This is a genomic window from Enterobacter cloacae complex sp. S3, assembly GCF_014930495.1.
In the GTDB taxonomy this organism is placed as follows: domain Bacteria; phylum Pseudomonadota; class Gammaproteobacteria; order Enterobacterales; family Enterobacteriaceae; genus Enterobacter; species Enterobacter asburiae_B.
The window spans coordinates 68,445-86,521 of the sequence record NZ_JADBRD010000020.1 but is presented as its reverse complement, the minus strand read 5'-3'; the positions used below and the strand labels follow the sequence as shown (position 1 = coordinate 86,521).

Annotated in this window: 13 protein-coding genes; 9 read left to right on the top strand and 4 right to left on the bottom strand. The window is 59.5% G+C overall.

What is annotated here, in order from left to right; all coding sequences use genetic code 11:
• The first annotated feature begins 15 nt into the window (after positions 1–15).
• The 6 genes from hscB to sseB all read left to right on the top strand — a co-directional run bounded on the left by hscB (position 16) and on the right by sseB (position 5,169).
• Positions 16–531, top strand: a complete 516-nt coding sequence (hscB, locus tag IM317_RS13230) for a co-chaperone HscB (RefSeq protein WP_033146223.1) — start codon at positions 16–18, stop codon at positions 529–531.
• A gap of 14 nt (positions 532–545) precedes the next feature.
• Complete coding sequence (gene hscA, locus IM317_RS13225) at positions 546–2,396, top strand: Fe-S protein assembly chaperone HscA (protein ID WP_033146222.1); 1,851 nt, start codon at positions 546–548, stop codon at positions 2,394–2,396.
• 1 nt (position 2,397) lies between these two features.
• The gene (gene fdx, locus IM317_RS13220; protein WP_033146221.1) at positions 2,398–2,733 is read left to right on the top strand and encodes an ISC system 2Fe-2S type ferredoxin; all 336 of its coding nucleotides are present in this window, start codon (positions 2,398–2,400) and stop codon (positions 2,731–2,733) included.
• A 1-nt stretch (position 2,734) separates the two neighbouring features.
• Complete coding sequence (iscX, locus tag IM317_RS13215) at positions 2,735–2,935, top strand: Fe-S cluster assembly protein IscX (RefSeq protein WP_003860650.1); 201 nt, start codon at positions 2,735–2,737, stop codon at positions 2,933–2,935.
• 60 nt (positions 2,936–2,995) lie between these two features.
• Entirely contained in the window at positions 2,996–4,282 is a 1,287-nt protein-coding gene (pepB, locus tag IM317_RS13210) for an aminopeptidase PepB (RefSeq protein WP_033146220.1), read from the top strand.
• A gap of 110 nt (positions 4,283–4,392) precedes the next feature.
• The gene (gene sseB / locus IM317_RS13205; protein ID WP_023333036.1) at positions 4,393–5,169 is read left to right on the top strand and encodes an enhanced serine sensitivity protein SseB; all 777 of its coding nucleotides are present in this window, start codon (positions 4,393–4,395) and stop codon (positions 5,167–5,169) included.
• Positions 5,170–5,186: 17 nt separating this feature from the next.
• Here sseB and IM317_RS13200 read toward each other — a convergent pair whose 3' ends face one another.
• The 4 genes from IM317_RS13200 to IM317_RS13185 form a co-directional block, all read right to left on the bottom strand.
• Complete coding sequence (locus tag IM317_RS13200; protein ID WP_033146219.1) at positions 5,187–5,957, bottom strand: MurR/RpiR family transcriptional regulator; 771 nt, start codon at positions 5,955–5,957, stop codon at positions 5,187–5,189.
• A complete protein-coding gene (gene sseA / locus IM317_RS13195) occupies positions 5,957–6,805 on the bottom strand; it encodes a 3-mercaptopyruvate sulfurtransferase (RefSeq protein WP_033146218.1) in 849 nt (282 codons plus the stop codon). Before sseA ends, IM317_RS13200 begins: the two co-directional genes overlap by 1 nt.
• A gap of 90 nt (positions 6,806–6,895) precedes the next feature.
• On the bottom strand, positions 6,896–8,263 hold the full coding sequence (locus tag IM317_RS13190) for a 6-phospho-alpha-glucosidase (RefSeq protein WP_033146217.1): 1,368 nt from the start codon (positions 8,261–8,263) through the stop codon (positions 6,896–6,898).
• Positions 8,264–8,275: 12 nt separating this feature from the next.
• Complete coding sequence (locus IM317_RS13185) at positions 8,276–9,820, bottom strand: PTS transporter subunit EIIC (RefSeq protein WP_033146216.1); 1,545 nt, start codon at positions 9,818–9,820, stop codon at positions 8,276–8,278.
• Between the two features lie 286 nt (positions 9,821–10,106).
• On the opposite strand from IM317_RS13185, the gene IM317_RS13180 reads away from it, so the two are divergent.
• The 3 genes from IM317_RS13180 to ndk all read left to right on the top strand — a co-directional run bounded on the left by IM317_RS13180 (position 10,107) and on the right by ndk (position 17,973).
• The gene (locus IM317_RS13180; protein WP_033146215.1) at positions 10,107–15,059 is read left to right on the top strand and encodes an alpha-2-macroglobulin; all 4,953 of its coding nucleotides are present in this window, start codon (positions 10,107–10,109) and stop codon (positions 15,057–15,059) included.
• 1 nt (position 15,060) lies between these two features.
• Positions 15,061–17,385, top strand: a complete 2,325-nt coding sequence (pbpC, locus tag IM317_RS13175) for a peptidoglycan glycosyltransferase PbpC (RefSeq protein ID WP_033146214.1) — start codon at positions 15,061–15,063, stop codon at positions 17,383–17,385.
• A 156-nt stretch (positions 17,386–17,541) separates the two neighbouring features.
• Positions 17,542–17,973, top strand: a complete 432-nt coding sequence (ndk, locus tag IM317_RS13170) for a nucleoside-diphosphate kinase (RefSeq protein ID WP_003860625.1) — start codon at positions 17,542–17,544, stop codon at positions 17,971–17,973.
• Positions 17,974–18,077 lie beyond the last annotated feature (104 nt).

Below are 18,077 nucleotides of genomic sequence, written 5' to 3'. Positions count from 1 at the left end.
ACCCCTGAGATTGTTATGGATTACTTCACTCTCTTCGGACTACCCGCTCAATACCCGATTGATCTCCAGGCGCTGACGATCCGTTTTCAGGATCTTCAGCGTCAGTATCACCCGGATAAATTCGCGAGTGGTACTCAGTCTGAGCAATTGGCTGCGGTTTCCCAATCTGCGACCATCAACCAGGCCTGGCAGACGCTGCGCCATCCGCTGGCGCGTGCAGAATATCTGCTCTCGCTCCACGGTTTCGATCTGGCGAGCGAACAGCATACCGTGCGCGACACCGCGTTTCTGATGGAACAGCTGGAGCTTCGCGAAGAGCTGGATGAGATTGAACAGGCCAAAGACGAAGCGCGTCTGGAAAGCTTCATCACGCGCGTGAAGGGCATGTTCGATACCCGCCATCAGCAGATGATGGAGCAACTGAACAACGAGACCTGGGACGCGGCGGCGGACACTGTGCGCAAACTCCGTTTTCTCGATAAACTGCGAAGCAGTGCTGAACAACTCGAAGAAAAGCTGCTCGATTTTTAATTTCGGAAGCAATTATGGCCTTATTACAAATTAGTGAGCCTGGCTTAAGTGCCGCACCGCACCAGCGTCGTCTGGCGGTGGGTATCGATCTGGGCACCACCAATTCCCTCGTGGCGACCGTGCGCAGCGGCCAGGCGGAAACGCTGGCTGACGAGCAGGGCCGCCATCTGCTGCCTTCCGTGGTCCACTACCAGCAGCAGGGTCACGCGGTCGGCTATGACGCCCGCGCCAACGCCGCGCGCGATCCGGCCAACACCATCAGCTCCGTAAAGCGCATGATGGGCCGCTCGCTGGCCGATATTCAGACCCGCTATCCGCATCTGCCGTATCAGCTGCAGGCCAGTGAAAACGGCCTGCCGATGATTGCGACCGCGGCCGGTCTGCTGAACCCGATTCGCGTTTCCTCTGACATCCTCAAAGCGCTGGCGGCGCGCGCGACGGCAACGCTTGGCGGCGATCTGGACGGTGTAGTCATCACCGTTCCGGCCTATTTTGACGATGCACAGCGTCAGGGCACCAAAGACGCCGCGCGTCTGGCAGGCCTGCACGTGCTGCGCCTGCTGAACGAACCGACGGCGGCGGCGATTGCCTACGGCCTCGACTCCGGTCAGGAAGGGGTGATCGCGGTTTACGATCTCGGCGGCGGTACCTTTGATATCTCGATCCTGCGCTTAAGCCGCGGGGTATTTGAAGTGCTGGCGACCGGCGGGGATTCCGCGCTGGGCGGCGATGACTTCGATCATCTGCTGGCGGATTATATTCGCGAGCAGGCGGGAATCAGCGATCGCAGCGATGCGCGCGTGCAGCGTGAACTGCTGGATGCGGCCATCGACGCCAAAATCGCCCTGAGCGATGCGCAGACGGTTACCGTAAACGTTGCGGGCTGGCAGGGTGAGATCGCCCGCGACCAGTTCAGCGATCTGATTGCCCCGCTGGTGAAACGCACCCTGCTGGCCTGCCGTCGCGCACTGAAAGATGCGGGCGTTGAGGCGAACGAGGTGCTGGAAGTGGTCATGGTGGGCGGTTCGACTCGCGTGCCGCTGGTGCGCGAGCGCGTGGGTGAATTCTTTGGCCGCACGCCGCTGACCTCCATCGACCCGGACAAAGTGGTTGCCGTGGGCGCCGCAATCCAGGCCGATATCCTGGTCGGCAACAAGCCGGACAGCGAAATGCTGCTGCTGGACGTCATCCCGCTGTCGCTCGGGTTAGAAACCATGGGCGGCCTGGTGGAGAAAGTGATCCCGCGTAACACCACTATTCCGGTGGCGCGCGCGCAGGAGTTCACCACCTTCAAAGACGGCCAGACCGCGATGTCCATCCACGTGATGCAGGGCGAGCGCGAGCTGGTGCAGGACTGCCGCTCTCTGGCGCGCTTTGCGCTGCGCGGTATCCCGGCGCTGCCTGCGGGCGGGGCGCATATTCGCGTCACCTTCCAGGTGGATGCGGACGGTCTGCTGAGCGTCACGGCGATGGAAAAATCGACCGGCGTGGAATCGTCCATTCAGGTGAAGCCGTCCTACGGCCTGACCGATGGCGAAATCGCCTCCATGATTCAGGACTCAATGAGCTACGCCGAGCAGGATGTGAAGGCGCGTATGCTGGCTGAACAAAAAGTTGAAGCCGCCCGCGTGCTGGAGAGCCTGAACGGCGCGCTCGCTGCCGATGCCGCGCTGTTAAGCGCCGCTGAGCGCCAGGTGATTGACGACGCTGCCGCGCATTTAAGCGCAGTAGCAGAAGGCAATGACGCTGACGCAATAGAAGAAGCCATTAAAAACGTTGATAAACAAACCCAGGACTTTGCTGCTCGCCGCATGGACAAATCTGTCCGCGTCGCGCTGAAAGGCCAGTCCGTGGACGAGGTTTAATATGCCAAAGATTGTTATTTTGCCTCATGCGGACCTCTGTCCGGATGGCGCTGTTCTGGAAGCGAAGACCGGTGAAACCATTCTCGATGTTGCCCTGCGTGCAGGTATCGAAGTGGAACACGCTTGTGAAAAATCCTGTGCCTGCACCACCTGCCACTGCATCGTGCGTGAAGGTTTCGACTCTCTCGTCGAGAGCACCGAAGACGAAGACGACATGCTGGATAAAGCATGGGGTCTGGAGCCTGACAGCCGCCTGAGCTGCCAGGCCGCGGTGACCGATGAAGATCTGGTCGTGGAATTCCCACGCTACACCATCAACCACGCACGCGAGCATTGATATGGGACTGAAGTGGACAGACAGCCGTGAAATCGGCGAAGCGCTCTACGACGCGAACCCGGATCTCGATCCGAAGACCGTACGATTCACCGACATGCATCAGTGGATCTGCGATTTAGAGGATTTCGACGACGATCCAAACGCATCCAATGAAAAAATTCTGGAGGCGATTCTGTTAGTCTGGTTAGATGAAGCAGAATAAATAACATAACGGGCTGCCTTCAGGCGGCCCGTTTGCTAGTTGCTAATAAGGAAAAATAAAATGACCGAAGCGATGAAGATTACGCTCTCGAATCAGCCTGCTGACGCGCGCTGGGGCGAGAAAGCCACCTACAGCATTAATAACGACGGCATTACCCTGCACCTGACGGGCAAAGATGATTTGGGCCTGATCCAGCGCGCCGCCCGCAAAATTGACGGCCTGGGCATTAAGCATGTCTCCCTGGAAGGCGAAGGCTGGGACACCGACCGCAGCTGGGCATTCTGGGCAGGCTACAAAGGGCCGAAAGGCACCCGCAAAATCGAGTGGGCTAACCTCGACGAAGCCGGTCAGAAAGAGCTGGAAAGCCGCCTGCAAATCATCGACTGGGTGCGCGACACCATCAACGCCCCGGCGGAAGAGCTCGGTCCTGAGCAGCTGGCGCAGCGCGCGGTTGACCTGCTGTGCGGCGTGGCGGGCGAGAAAATGTCCTACCGCATCACCAAAGGTGAAGACCTGCGCGAGCAGAATTACATGGGCATCCACACCGTGGGCCGTGGTTCTGAGCGTCCTCCGGTCCTGCTGGCGCTGGATTACAACCCAACCGGCGATAAAGCGGCGCCGGTCTTTGCCTGCCTGGTCGGGAAAGGCATCACCTTCGACACCGGCGGCTACAGCCTGAAGCAGAGCGCGTTCATGGACTCCATGAAGTCCGACATGGGCGGCGCGGCAACCATCACCGGCGCACTGGCGTTCGCCATTACCCGCGGTCTGAACAAGCGCGTGAAGCTGTATCTGTGCTGCGCGGACAACATGGTGAGCGGTAACGCCTTCAAGCTGGGCGACATCATTCGCTACCGCAACGGCAAAAACGTCGAAGTGATGAACACCGACGCCGAAGGCCGTCTGGTGCTGGCCGATGGTCTGATCGACGCGTCTGCCCAGAAGCCAGAGCTGATTATCGACATGGCGACCCTGACCGGCGCGGCAAAAACCGCCCTGGGCAACGACTACCACGCGCTGTTCAGCTTTGACGACAAGCTGGCTGCTCGCCTGCTGGCAAGCGCCGCTGCGGAAAACGAGCCGTTCTGGCGTCTGCCGCTGGCCGAGTTCCACCGCAGCCAGCTGCCGTCCAACTTTGCCGAGCTGAACAACACCGCGAGCGCGGCGTACCCGGCGGGTGCAAGCACGGCGGCAGGCTTCCTGTCCCACTTCGTTGAGAACTACCACGAAGGCTGGCTGCACATCGACTGTTCCGCAACGTACCGTAAAGCGGCGGTTGAGCAGTGGTCCGCTGGCGCGACCGGTCTGGGCGTGCGTACCGTGGCGAACCTGCTGACGGCTGAGTAATCTTTATTGCCCTCACCCTAACCCTCTCCCAAGGGGAGAGGGGATGGTTTGCTCCCTCTCCCTTGAGGGAGAGGGCTGGGGTGAGGGGAAATGCATCATCTGGAATTGTTATGTCCGAAACCAAAAACGAATTAGAAACCCTGCTGGAGCAGGCGGCGACCGAGCCCGCCCACCGTCCGGCATTTTTCCGCACGCTGCTGGAATCCACCGTCTGGGTGCCGGGCACCGCGGCGGAAGGTGAGCAGGTTGTCGAAGACAGCGCGCTGGATCTGCTGCACTGGGAGAAAGACGACGGCACGTCGGTGATCCCGTTCTTCACCTCGCTGGAAGCCCTGCAGGAAGCGGTAGAAGACGAACAGGCGTTCGTAGTGATGCCGGTGCGTACCCTGTTCGAAATGACGCTGGGCCAGACGCTGTTCCTTAACGCGAAGCTGCCGACCGGGAAAGAGTTTACCCCGCGTGAAATCAGCCATCTGATAGGTGAAGAAGGCAACCCGCTCAGCACCCAGGAAGTGCTGGAAGGGGGCGAAACGCTGCTGTTGTCTGAAGTAGCCGAGCCGCCCGCGCAGATGATTGATTCCCTGACGACGCTGTTCAAAACCCTGAAACCGGTTAGACGCGCGTTTCTCTGCTCCATTAAAGAGCGTGCGGACGAGCATCCGGTTCTGCTGATTGGTATTGAGGCGGACGGCGATATCGACGATATCATTCAGGCCGCGGGAAGCGTGGCGACCGACACGCTGCCGGGCGATGAGCCGATTGATATCTGCCAGGTGAAGAACGGCGAGAAGGGCATCAGCCACTTTATTACCGAGCACATCACCCCGTTCTACGAGCGTCGCTGGGGCGGCTTCCTGCGCGATCTCAAAACCAACCGCATCATCTGATTACGGCGGGGTGAATATCACCCCGTTGCTTCCAGCAGCAGTAAATCCATCAGCAGCACCAGATTCGACTCAAACGACGTCACCCCCGCGGCTTCGGCGGCGAAGTGTACCGCTTCGTCATAGAGGGCAAAATGCACGTCCGCCATCCCCGCCAGCGTATTGGCCGAGGCGCGGGTAAACGCGACAATCGTCATACCGACGTTTTTGGCAATCCGCGCTTTATCCAGCACCTGCTCCGTTTCGCCGCTGCGCGAGACGGCAATAAACACCTGATAGCGTGAGGCGTTGCTGAGGAAAATATTCCGGCTGTCCCCCGGCCCGGAGATAAACGCCGTTTTGCCCAGCACCTGTAGCTTCTTGGTCAGGTACTCCGCAAACAGATAGGAAAACCCGGCCCCGTAGAGAAAGAAGCTCTCTTTCTGGCGCAGCAGGTCGGCAAACTGCTGGCGCTTCTCCTGCGTGACCCACTGGAAGGTGTGCTGATAGTTGGCGATAAACTGATTAAACAGCGCCGGGAGTTCAGGAAGCGACTGCCCCTGAGCGGCAATATGCGGCGTGTCGGAGAGCAGCTGCTTGCAGTGCCATATAAACTCGCTAAAGCCGCTGAACCCCAGCTTCTGACACAGCCGCATGATGGTGGCGGTAGAAACAAACGTCGCCTGCGCCAGCTCGCGTACCGTGATGTTGCCCACCAGCAGCGGGTGCTCCGTGAGGTGGGCGAGGACGCGATACTCCGCGCGGGTCAGCGACGCACCGCGCGTTAACAGCGTGGCCAGGCGGTTATCCATTATTTCGCGGGTTCGACAGGCAGATCGTCCCGCGCACCCCATTCGCTCCAGGCGCCGTCGTAGAGCGTGACGTCGTTCGCGCCGAGCGTGGCGAGCGCCAGGATCACCACGCAGGCCGTGACGCCGGAGCCGCAGCTGGCAATAATCGGACGATGTAAATCCACGCCAGCACGGTCAAAAATGGCGCGCAGTTCGTCGGTGGTTTTCAGCTCGCCCTCAAACACCAGATCGCCCCACGGCACGTTCAGCGCCCCCGGAATATGTCCGCGCTTCAGCCCCGGACGCGGTTCATCCGCTTCGGCATTGAAGCGCGGAGCAGGACGGGCATCGACGATTTGCGCCGTTTTTTCATGGCTCACGACCAGCACGTCGGTCAGGCGTTTCACCACGTGCGCGTCGAACGTGGCGTCGAACTCGCCTTCCGGCAGCGTCACGTCACCCTGCTGGAGCGGCAGCTCGTCGCGCTTCCAGCCCGCCAGCCCGCCCGCCAGAATAGAGACTTTTTCCACGCCGAAGTTCTTCAGCATCCACCATGCGCGCGGGGCGGAGAAGAGGTTACCTTCATCATAAACAACGAGGTGTTTGTCTTTGCTGACGCCCAGCTCGCGCATCGCCACAGAAAACGCTTCCGGGCGCGGCAGCATGTGCGGCAGGGGAGAGTTGCGATCGGAGAGGGCTTCGATATCAAAAAATACCGCGCCAGGCAGATGTCCGGCACGGTATTCCGCGACCATATCGCGAAGGTGTTCCTGCCCGGCCGGGGCCATACGCGCGTCAATAATCTGAACTTCCGGATCGTCACCGTGCTCAATCAGCCAGTCGGCGGCGACAAAATATGAGGTGGACATGGGTTGCCTCCATTCTTTTCCGTAAAAAAGGATTGTCGGTGTTTTTTCTGACACCGACAAGCAAACCACGTTCAACTCGCGAGCAAGCCCCTATTTTTTCACCGTTTCGCCGTCCTGCCAGGCTTTTTTCAGCGCAGGCCAGTAGTCGCGGTTGGCCTCGATCATCTCATCCAGAATCGCTTTCGCGTGTTCCATGGTCGGCACGGTGCGGTTGAGGGTAAACGCCTGCAGGGCTTTCTCATAGCTGCCCTCGATGGTGGCCTCTACCAGCAGTTGTTCAGAGGCGAGCTGCTGTTGCAAAAGGGTCTGATGGAACAGCGGCACCTGACCGACGCGAATCGGTTCCGGGCCTTCGGAGGTGATATAAGCGGGCACCTCCACCACGGCATCGTAAGGCAGGTTGGTAATCGCCCCGCGGTTTTCCACCATCACCAGATGGCGGCTCCGCAGGTTAAAGGCCAGCGAGCAGGCGACATCGACGATAAACTCGCCGTGAACGCCTACGTGGAAGGCGTCCGGCAGGATCCCGGTGCGCTTATATTCTTCGGCTGCGGCGAACAGCTTTTTCTCGCGCCCGTCCATCACTTCATTGGCGCGGGTATAGTCCGGGTTCTGATGCTCCACGATCTGGTTCGGCATCAGGTAGTACTGCAGATACGGGTTCGGCAGATACTCCGGGAAGTTGTCCATGATCGGCTTAATGTTGCGCCAGGTTTTGACCCATGATGGATCGGAATGCTGCGGATCGGTTTTAGCCGCATCTTCCGTCAGCAGGCCAAACTTCGCGATATGTTTACGCAGTTCGGGAAGCTTGTCTTCGCCGTCCACCAGCACGCGGGTAAACCAGCCGAAGTGGTTCAGGCCGAAGTAGTCCACCTCCAGCCTGCGGCGATCGACACCCAGAATCGCCCCCATATTGCGCATCGCGGCGACAGGCATATCGCAGATGTTCAGCACCCGCGCATTTGGCCGCAGCCGCCGCACGCCCTCCGCGACGATCGCCGCCGGGTTGGAGTAGTTCACGATCCAGGCTTTTTCGTGCGCGTAGCGATCGACCAGATCGATAAGCTCCACCATCGGCAGGATCGTGCGCAGTCCGTAGGCCAGGCCACCGGGCCCGCACGTTTCCTGGCCGACCACGCCGTGGCGCAGCGGGATCTTCTCATCCTGCTCGCGCATCTTGTACTGGCCGACGCGCATCTGGGCGAAGACGAAATGCGCGCCGCTGAACGCCACTTCCGGGTCACTGGTGACGGTGAACTTGATGCTCTGGCTGTGGTCGCGAATGACCTTTTCGACGACGGGCGCAATGGTGTTCTGGCGCGCCTCGTCGATGTCATAAAGGCGGATTTCGGCCAGCGGGAAATCCTGCAGGCGCACCATCAGGCTTTTCACAATGCCCGGCGTGTAGGTGCTGCCGCCGCCGGCAATCGACAGAATAAATGGGGGTGTAAACATCTTTAGCTCCTTTCAGAGAAACGTCTCAACGGCTTCTCGCATTTTTTTGACGTGCAGCCCGTAGACCACCTGAACGTTGTTACCTTGTTTGATAATCCCTTTCGCGCCGGTCGCCTTGAGCCGCGGCTCGTCGATAATGGCGACGTCCTTCACCGTGACGCGTAAGCGGGTGTAGCAGTTGTCCACCACCTCAATGTTTTCCCGGCCGCCCAGACCCGTCACGATGGATTCGCCCAGCCCGTCGTTATTGCCCTTCGCCTGGTACTCCTGCTTGCTGTAGAGGCGCGTTTCCCGATCGTCATCCTCACGGCCCGGCGTTTTCATGTTGAAGCGCAGGATCAGGAAGCGGAACACCACGAAGTAGAGGGCAAACATGATCAGCCCGACCACGATGTACATCGGCCAGTTGGACTTCTCCGTGCCGAGCGGCAGGTTGTAGAGGATGAAGTCGATAATCCCGTTGGCGCCGATGGCGTGAACGCCCAGCAGCGAGAACAGCATCATGCCGATGCCGGTCAGCACCGCGTGCACCACGAACAGCAGCGGAGCGACGAACAGGAAGGAGAACTCAATCGGCTCGGTCACGCCGACCAGCAGCGAGGTCAGCGCCGCCGGGATCAGAATGGCTTTCGCAATGGCTTTACGCTCCGGCTTTGCGGTCATATACATCGCCAGGGCTGCGGCAGGCAGGCCGAACATCTTGCTGATGCCGCGCGCGTCCCACACCACGGTGCTGCTGAGCTGCTTCACGTCCGGGCAGGCCATCTCGGCGAAATAGATATTGCGTGCGCCCTGATAGGTTGCGCCGCACACCTCCTGCGTGCCGCCCAGCTCGGTATAGAGGAACGGGGTATAAACCAGATGGTGCAGGCCGGTGGGGACCAGAATACGTTCCAGGAAACCGTAGATTGCCACGCCCAACGGCCCGGAGCCTTTGATGGCCAGCGCCAGGGCGCTAATGCCGTGCTGGGCATACGGCCACAGCTCACTCATCACCACGCCGAGCAGCATGGAGACGGGAAGCATGACGATGGCGACAAAACAGTGGCCGGAGTAAATCGCCATCGCGCCGTTAAACTGTACGCTGGAGTATTTGTTGTACAGATATCCGGAGAGCGCCCCGGTCAGGATCCCGGCAAAAACGCCCATCTCCAGCACCTGCACGCCCAGTACCATGGTCTGCCCGGCCGCTTTCATCTGGGCCGCTGGCGCCAGCGCGCCCTGCAGCTGTAGCGTGACGTTCATGGCGTTGATGAACACGACAAAGGTCACCAGACCAATCAGCGCGGCATAGCCTTTATCACGCGTCGCCAGACCAATCGGGATCCCGACGGCAAACACCAGCGCCAGGTTGACCAGCACCGACACGGCAGATTTCGCGATAAGCTGACCAAGGTGCTGAATCAGCGGATGGCCCAGAAACGGCAGGTATTCAGCGAGATTACCGTTACCCAGAACGTTACCAAAGGCGATAAACAGACCGACGATCGGTAAGATAAGTACCGGTCCGTACAATGATTTTCCGAAATTTTGTAGGGCGTTCACGGCTCGTTTCATGGCTTTCTCTCTTTTTGAACCGCGCACTCGGGGTGCGTCATGGTCATAAAACTAGCAGCCTTCGGGCGAGCTTAGCCAGCTATCTTCTTGTTTTAAAAACAAATGACTTGAAAGGTAACATGTGACGTTATGTGCTGTGATCGCGGTTCCATCACGGCGTAGCGGCGTGATGCCGTTCTGCGAGACGCTTTCCAGATTTTAAAATTGGCCTTTTTGAATTAATGAAACTTGCGGATAATACTTATCCGGACGACGACCAACAGGCTCCATGGGCCAGGGACAAAGGATGAAACCGTTTCGCTTAGCCGCGCTCTCTCTTGCGCTGCTCACCACGTTTACGCTTGTCGGCTGTGATAACAGCGACGATAAAACTCAGGCTGCGGCTCCCGCGGCATCCACCGCATCCACACCGAAAGCTGCAGAAAAGCCCAATGCTGAAACGCTGGCTAAACTGGCTGCCCAGACTCAGGGAAAAGCGCTGACGTTGCTGGATACCTCAGAAGTTCAGCTCGACGGTGCCGCCACGCTGGTGCTGACCTTTTCTGTTCCGCTGAATCCCGATCAGGATTTCGCCAAAACGGTGCATGTCGTGGACAAGAAAAGCGGCAAGGTTGACGGGGCGTGGGAACTTGCGCCTAACCTGAAAGAGCTTCGCCTGCGTCATCTGGAGCCTAACCGCAACCTGGTCGTCACCGTTGAACGTGACCTGCAGGCGCTGAACAAGGCCACATTCGGCATTGATTATGAAAAAGCCCTGACCACCCGGGACATTGAACCCACCGTTGGTTTTGCCAGCCGCGGCTCGCTGCTGCCGGGCAAAGTGGTGGAAGGTCTGCCGGTGATGGCGCTCAACGTCAACAATGTTGATGTCAACTTTTACCGCGTGAAGCCGGAATCGCTGGCCTCCCTAGTCAGCCAGTGGGAGTACCGTAACTCGCTGACCAACTGGGAGTCCGATAACCTGCTGAAGATGGCGGAGCTGGTTTACACCGGTCGATTCGATCTTAATCCGGCGCGCAATACGCGCGAAAAATTGCTGTTGCCCCTGAAGGATATTAAACCGCTCCAGCAGTCTGGCGTTTATATCGCGGTCATGAACCAGGCTGGGCACTATAACTACAGCAACGCCGCAACGCTCTTTACCCTAAGCGATATTGGCCTGTCCGCTCACCGTTACCATAACCGCCTGGATATTTTCACTCAGAGTCTGGAAAACGGTGCGGCGCAGTCCGGCGTGGCCGTCACGCTGCTGAACGATAAAGGCCAGACTCTCGCCGAGGCGAAGAGCGATGCCGACGGTCATGCGAAGCTTGAAACGGACAAAGAAGCCGCGCTGATTCTGGCGAGCAAAGACGGCCAGACCACGCTGCTTGACCTCAAGCTTCCGGCGCTGGATCTGGCGGAGTTCGATATTGCCGGTCGCCCCGGCTACAGCAAGCAATTCTTTATGTTTGGCCCGCGCGATCTCTATCGTCCGGGTGAAACGGTGATCCTCAACGGCTTACTGCGCGACAGTGACGGTAAGCCGCTTCCCGATCAGCCCGTAAAACTTGACGTGCTGCGCCCGGATGGACAGGTTGCGCGTACGATTGTCGTCAAGCCAGAGAACGGGCTCTATCGCTTTAACTATCCGCTGGACAGCGGGGCGCAGACCGGTATGTGGCATATCCGCGCCAACACGGGCGATAACCTGCAGCGCCTGTGGGACTTCCACGTCGAAGACTTCATGCCCGAGCGTATGGCGCTCAACCTGAGCGGACAAAAATCGCCGGTTTCACCGCAGGATAACGTGGACTTTAACGTGGTGGGCTATTACCTGTATGGCGCACCGGCCAACGGTAATTCTCTGCAGGGCCAGCTTTTCCTGCGTCCGCTGCGTGACGCGGTGGCTGCGCTGCCGGGCTTCCAGTTTGGTGATATCGCTGAGGAGAACCTGAGCCGCAGTCTGGATGAAGTTCAGCTTACGCTGGATGAGCAGGGGCGTGGGCAGGTAACCACCGAAAGCCAGTGGAAAGAGGTCCACTCTCCGCTGCAGCTGATCCTGCAGGCCAGCCTGCTGGAGTCCGGCGGCCGTCCGGTGACGCGTCGCGCTGAGCAGGCCATCTGGCCAGCGGCTGAGCTGCCGGGTATCCGCCCTCAGTTCGCCAGTAAAGCCGTTTACGACTACCGCACCGATACCACCGTCAACCAACCGATTGTTGACGAGAACGGCAACGCCAGCTTCGACATCGTTTATGCCGATGCCAGCGGAGCGAAAAAAGCGGTTTCCGGTTTACAGGTACGCCTGATCCGTGAGCGCCGCGACTACTTCTGGAACTGGTCTGAGAGCGAAGGCTGGCAGTCTCAGTTCGATCAGAAAGACCTGGTCGAAGGCGAGCAGGAGCTGACTCTCAAGGCCGACGAGACGGGTAAAGTCACCTTCCCGGTGGAGTGGGGCTCATACCGTCTGGAGGTTAAAGCGCCTGATGAGATGGTCAGCAGCGTGCGCTTCTGGGCAGGCTACAGCTGGCAGGATAACAGCGACGGCACCGGGGCTGCACGTCCTGACCGCGTGACGCTGAAACTGGATAAGCCAGCCTATCAGCCAGGCGATACCATTAACCTGCACATTGCAGCGCCGGCAGCAGGTAAGGGCTATGCGATGATCGAGTCCAGCGAAGGGCCGCTGTGGTGGAAAGAGATCGACGTCCCGGCAAACGGGCTTGATCTCGCTATCCCGGTCGACAAAGCCTGGAAACGTCACGATCTCTACCTGAGTACGCTGGTGGTTCGTCCTGGGGATAAATCGAAATCCGCCACGCCGAAACGCGCGGTCGGCCTGCTGCATCTGCCGATGGGCGATGAAAATCGTCGTCTGAACATTGCGCTCGATAACCCGCAGAAAATGCGTCCAAACCAGACGCTCTCTGTGAAGGTGAAAGCCAGCGTGAAAGAGGGTGCGGTTCCGCAGAAAGTGAACGTACTGGTCTCGGCGGTTGACAGCGGCGTGCTGAACATCACCGATTACGTTACGCCCGATCCGTGGCAGGCTTTCTTCGGTCAGAAACGCTACGGCGCGGATATCTACGATATCTACGGCCAGGTCATCGAAGGGCAGGGCCGCCTGGCCGCGCTGCGCTTTGGTGGTGACGGTGATGAGCTGAAGCGCGGCGGTAAGCCGCCGGTGAACCACGTCACCATTATTGCCCAGCAGGCACAGCCGGTTACGCTGGATGCCAACGGAGAAGGCACGATTACGCTGCCGATTGGTGATTTCAACGGCGAGCTGCGTCTGATGGCGCAGGCCTGGACGGAAGACGATTTCGGCAGCAGCGAAAGCAAGGTTGTGGTGGCTGCGCCGGTCATTACCGAGCTTAACACGCCGCGCTTCCTGGCAAGCGGGGACACCTCACGGCTGACGCTGGACCTCACCAACCTGACGGACAAGCCGCAAACGCTGAATGTCGCCCTGACCGCGACAGGAAAACTGTCGCTGGAAGGCTCGCAGCCGCAGCCGGTTCAGTTGTCTCCTGGCGCGCGCAGTACCCTGTTTATTCCGGTGCGGGCGCTGGACGGTTATGGTGATGGTGAGGTGACAGCACAGGTTACGGGCCTGCAACTTCCGGGCGAGACTTTCGCACCGCAGCAGAAGAGCTGGAAAATCGGCGTGCGGCCGGCATTCCCGGCGCAGACGGTGAATACCGGTGCCATGCTGAACCCCGGTGAGTCCTGGACCGCACCGGCGCAGCATAGTAACGGTTTCTCTCCTGCTACCCTGCAGGGACAACTGCTGCTGAGCGGCAAACCACCGCTTAACCTGGCGCGCTATATTCGCGAGCTGCAGGCGTATCCGTATGGCTGCCTGGAACAGACCACCAGTGGCCTGTTCCCGTCGCTCTACACCAACGCGGCGCAGCTGACTGCACTTGGCATCAAGGGCGACACCGATGACAAGCGCCGTGCAGCGATTGATATTGGCATCTCCCGTCTGCTGCAGATGCAGCGTGAAGACGGTGGTTTTGCGCTATGGGATAAAAACGGTCCGGAAGAGTACTGGCTGACGGCCTACGTGACCGACTTCCTGGTGCGCGCGGGCGAGCAGGGTTACAGCGTACCTGCCGATGCGGTGAATAACGCCAATAACCGCCTGCTGCGCTACCTGCAGGATCCGGGCATGATGTCCATTCGCTACAGCGACGATACTCAGGCCAGCAAGTTTGCCGTGCAGGCCTATGCCGCGCTGGTGCTGGCACGTCAGCAAAAAGCGCCGCTGGGCGCGCTGCGTGAAATCTGGGATCGCCACGGGCAGGCGGCTTCCGGGCTGCCGCTGATGCAGCTGGGCATGGCGCTCAAACTGATGGGCGATGCGCCGCGCAGCCAGCAGGCGCTGGATCTGGCGCTCAAAACCCCGCGCAACGACAGCAAAAACTGGATGGCCGATTACGGCAGCCAGCTTCGCGATAACGCGCTGATGCTCTCTCTTCTGGAGGAGTACAAGCTGCTGCCGGATGCGCAAAATACGCTGCTGAATGCTCTGTCTGAACAGGCCTTCAGCCAGCGCTGGCTGTCAACGCAGGAGAGCAATGCGCTGTTCCTGGCCGGACGCTCACTGCAAACCCTGTCTGGTGCGTGGCAGGCGAAAACTTCGCTGTCTGAGGCCGCATCAGGCGGCGATAAGTCACTGGTGCAAAACGTGAGCGGCGACCAGCTTGGCGCGCTGCAGGTGACTAACACCGGTACAGCGCCGCTGTGGGTACGCCTGGACAGCACCGGTTATCCGGAATATGCCCCTCAGCCGAGCTCGAACGTGCTGCAGGTTGAACGTCATATCCTGGCAACCGACGGCAGCAGTAAATCGCTCTCCTCGCTGAAGAGCGGTGAGCTGGTGCTGGTGTGGCTGGACGTTAAAGCCAGCCAGAACGTGCCGGATGCGCTGGTGGTGGATCTGCTCCCTGCGGGTCTGGAGCTCGAAAACCAGAACCTGGCGAGCAGCAGCGCCAGCCTGCAGGACAGCGGCAGTGAGGTTCAGAACCTGCTCAGCCAGATGCAGCAGGCGGATATTCAGCATATGGAGTTCCGCGACGACCGCTTTGTGGCTGCCGTGCCGGTAAACGAAGGTCAGCCGGTCACGCTGGTTTATCTGGCCCGCGCCGTGACGCCGGGAACCTATCAGGTGCCGGTCCCGATGGTGGAGTCTATGTACGTTCCGCAGTGGCGGGCAACGGGGGCGGCCAGCGGCCCGCTGATTGTTGTTCCGTAATATGCGAATGGCACGTCTGACACGCTCCCGCTGGCTATGGCTGGCGGGAGCGCTTCTCATTTTATGGGGGCTGATTGTCGCCGCCGACCGCCTGTGGCCGTTGCCTCTGAAAGAGGTTAATCCCGCCCGGGTGGTGGTAGATGAGAAGGGCACGCCGCTCTGGCGTTTTGCCGATAGCGACGGGATCTGGCGCTACCCGGTTACCATTGAAGAGATCTCTCCCCGCTACCTTGAGGCGCTGATCCAGTATGAAGATCGCTGGTTCTGGGATCACCTAGGCGTAAACCCGCTCTCTGTCCTGCGCGCTGCCTGGCAGGATCTCAGTTCTGGTAAAGTCGTCTCTGGTGGAAGCACGCTCACCATGCAGGTGGCACGCCTGCTGGACCCGCATCCGCGCACCTTTGGCGGCAAAGTTCGTCAGCTCTGGCGGGCGATGCAGCTGGAGTGGCATCTTTCCAAACGCGACATTCTCACCCTTTACCTCAACCGCGCTCCGTTTGGCGGCACGCTGCAGGGCGTCGGGGCGGCAAGCTGGACCTATCTCGGCAAACAGCCGTCGCAGCTCAGCTATTCCGAAGCGGCGCTGCTGGCGGTACTGCCGCAGGCACCCAGCCGCTTGCGTCCGGACCGCTGGCCTGAACGGGCCGAGGCGGCGCGCAACAAAGTGCTCGACCGCATGGTAACGCAGGGCGTCTGGTCCGCGAAGCAGGTTAAAGAATCACGGGAAGAATCGGTATGGCTGGCGCCCCGACAGATGCCGCAGCTGGCGCCGCTCTTTGCGCGCATGATGCTCGGCAAAAGCCGCGACGCAAAAATTGTCACCACGCTGGATGCCGGACTGCAGCGGCAGCTGGAAGAGCTGGCGATGAACTGGAAATCTCGCCTGCCGGCACGCAGCTCGCTGGCGATGATCGTCGTGGATCACACCGATATGAAAGTGCGCGGCTGGGTCGGCTCGGTGGATATTAACGATGACACGCGTTTTAGCCACGTGGATATGGTCAATGCGATCCGATCCCCGGGATCGGTGTTAAAGCCCTTTATTTACGGTATGGCACTGGACGATGGCCTGATCCATCCCGCCTCGCTGCTCCAGGACGTTCCCAGAAAAACCGGTGATTATCGCCCCGGGAATTTTGACAGTGGGTTCCACGGACCGGTCAGCATGAGTGAAGCGCTGGTGCGCTCCCTCAACCTGCCCGCGGTACAGGTACTGGAAGCCTACGGGCCAAAACGTTTTGCCGGGATGTTGAGCAACGCAGGCTTGCCGCTGATCCTGCCTGCGGGGGCGCAGCCAAATCTTTCTCTGATCCTCGGCGGGGCAGGCGCGCGGCTGGCCGATATCGCCGCGGCCTACAGCGCGTTTGCCCGACACGGTAAGGCGGGGAGGCTGCGGTTACAGCCGGGCGATCCGCTCATTGAACGTCCGCTGCTGTCGCAAGGCTCGGCGTGGATTATTCGCCGTATTCTGGCGAACGAGGCGCAGCCGCTGCCGGATAATGCGTTACCGCAGATCGCACCGCTGGCGTGGAAAACCGGCACCAGCTACGGTTACCGTGATGCCTGGGCGATTGGTCTTAATGCCCGCTACGTAATAGGCATCTGGACAGGACGACCGGACGGCACGCCCGTAGCGGGGCAGTTTGGTTTCGCCAGCGCGGTTCCACTCTTAAATCAGGTTAATAACCTGCTTCAGTCACGCTCAACGGTAGACGAAGCCCGCCTGCCGCGCGACCCGCGTCCGGAGAGCGTCGGGCGGGGCGTGATCTGCTGGCCGGGCGGCCAGTCGCTGCCGGAAGGAAGTGAAAACTGTCGGCGTCGCCTGTCGACCTGGCTGCTGGAAGGGAGTGAACCGCCCACGCTGCTATTGCCCGAACAGGAAGGGATACGCGGCATTCGTTTCCCGGTCTGGCTGGATAAAACGGGTAAACGCGTGGCGGCAGATTGCCCTGATGCAACTGAAAAAGTCCTGGATGTCTGGCCGCTGCCGCTGGAGCCGTGGCTGCCGGCAACCGAGCGTCGCGCGGTACGGGTCCCTCCTTCCTCAACCACCTGTCCTCCGCTATCGCAGGACGCACCTGCGCCACTCATCCTGACAGGCGTGCGTGAAGGGGCCGTCATCAAACGTCTGCCGGGGGAATCCCGCGTTTCGCTGCCGCTTCAGGCGACCGGCAATAGCGGCGAGCGCTGGTGGTTTTTGAACGGTGAACCGCTGAATGTGAAGGGAAGAGTTTACACATTACAGCTTGATAAATCGGGCGATTATCAGTTACTCGTTATGGATGAGACCGGTCAGGTCGCGACGGTGAATTTTACGTTGCAGTGACCTGAAAATAGCTTTCTGATGTGAGCTGTTGCTAAAACTCGTCTTATTTTAAAAAAATGTTACCTGAATCCATAGGCAATGGCGCTATTGCTCATTATAATCCGCGCCACACCATACTCAGGTATGCAAAACAACAGAACATTGACAGAGGTTATCATGGCTATTGAACGTACTTTTTCCATCATCAAACCAAACGCGGTGGCAAAAAACGTTATTGGCAGCATCTTCGCTCGCTTTGAATCTGCAGGGTTCAAAATTGTTGGCACCAAAATGCTGCACCTGACCGTTGAGCAGGCTCGCGGTTTCTACGCTGAGCACGAAGGTCGCCCATTCTTTGACGGCCTGGTTGAGTTCATGACCTCCGGTCCAATCGTGGTATCCGTGCTGGAAGGCGAAAACGCAGTACAGCGTCACCGTGACCTGCTGGGCGCAACCAACCCGGACAACGCGCTGGCAGGTACTCTGCGCGCTGACTACGCAGACAGCTTCACCGAGAACGGTACCCACGGTTCTGACTCTGTTGAATCTGCTGCACGCGAAATCGCTTTCTTCTTCGCAGAAGGCGAAGTGTGTCCACGCACCCGTTAATTTAACGGTTTCGTTTACACATTATTTTCGTAAATGCCGCGTCCAGACGTGGCATCCCTGCGCCAGACTTTGTACAATGCAACGCCCCGGACGAGCAGACTGCT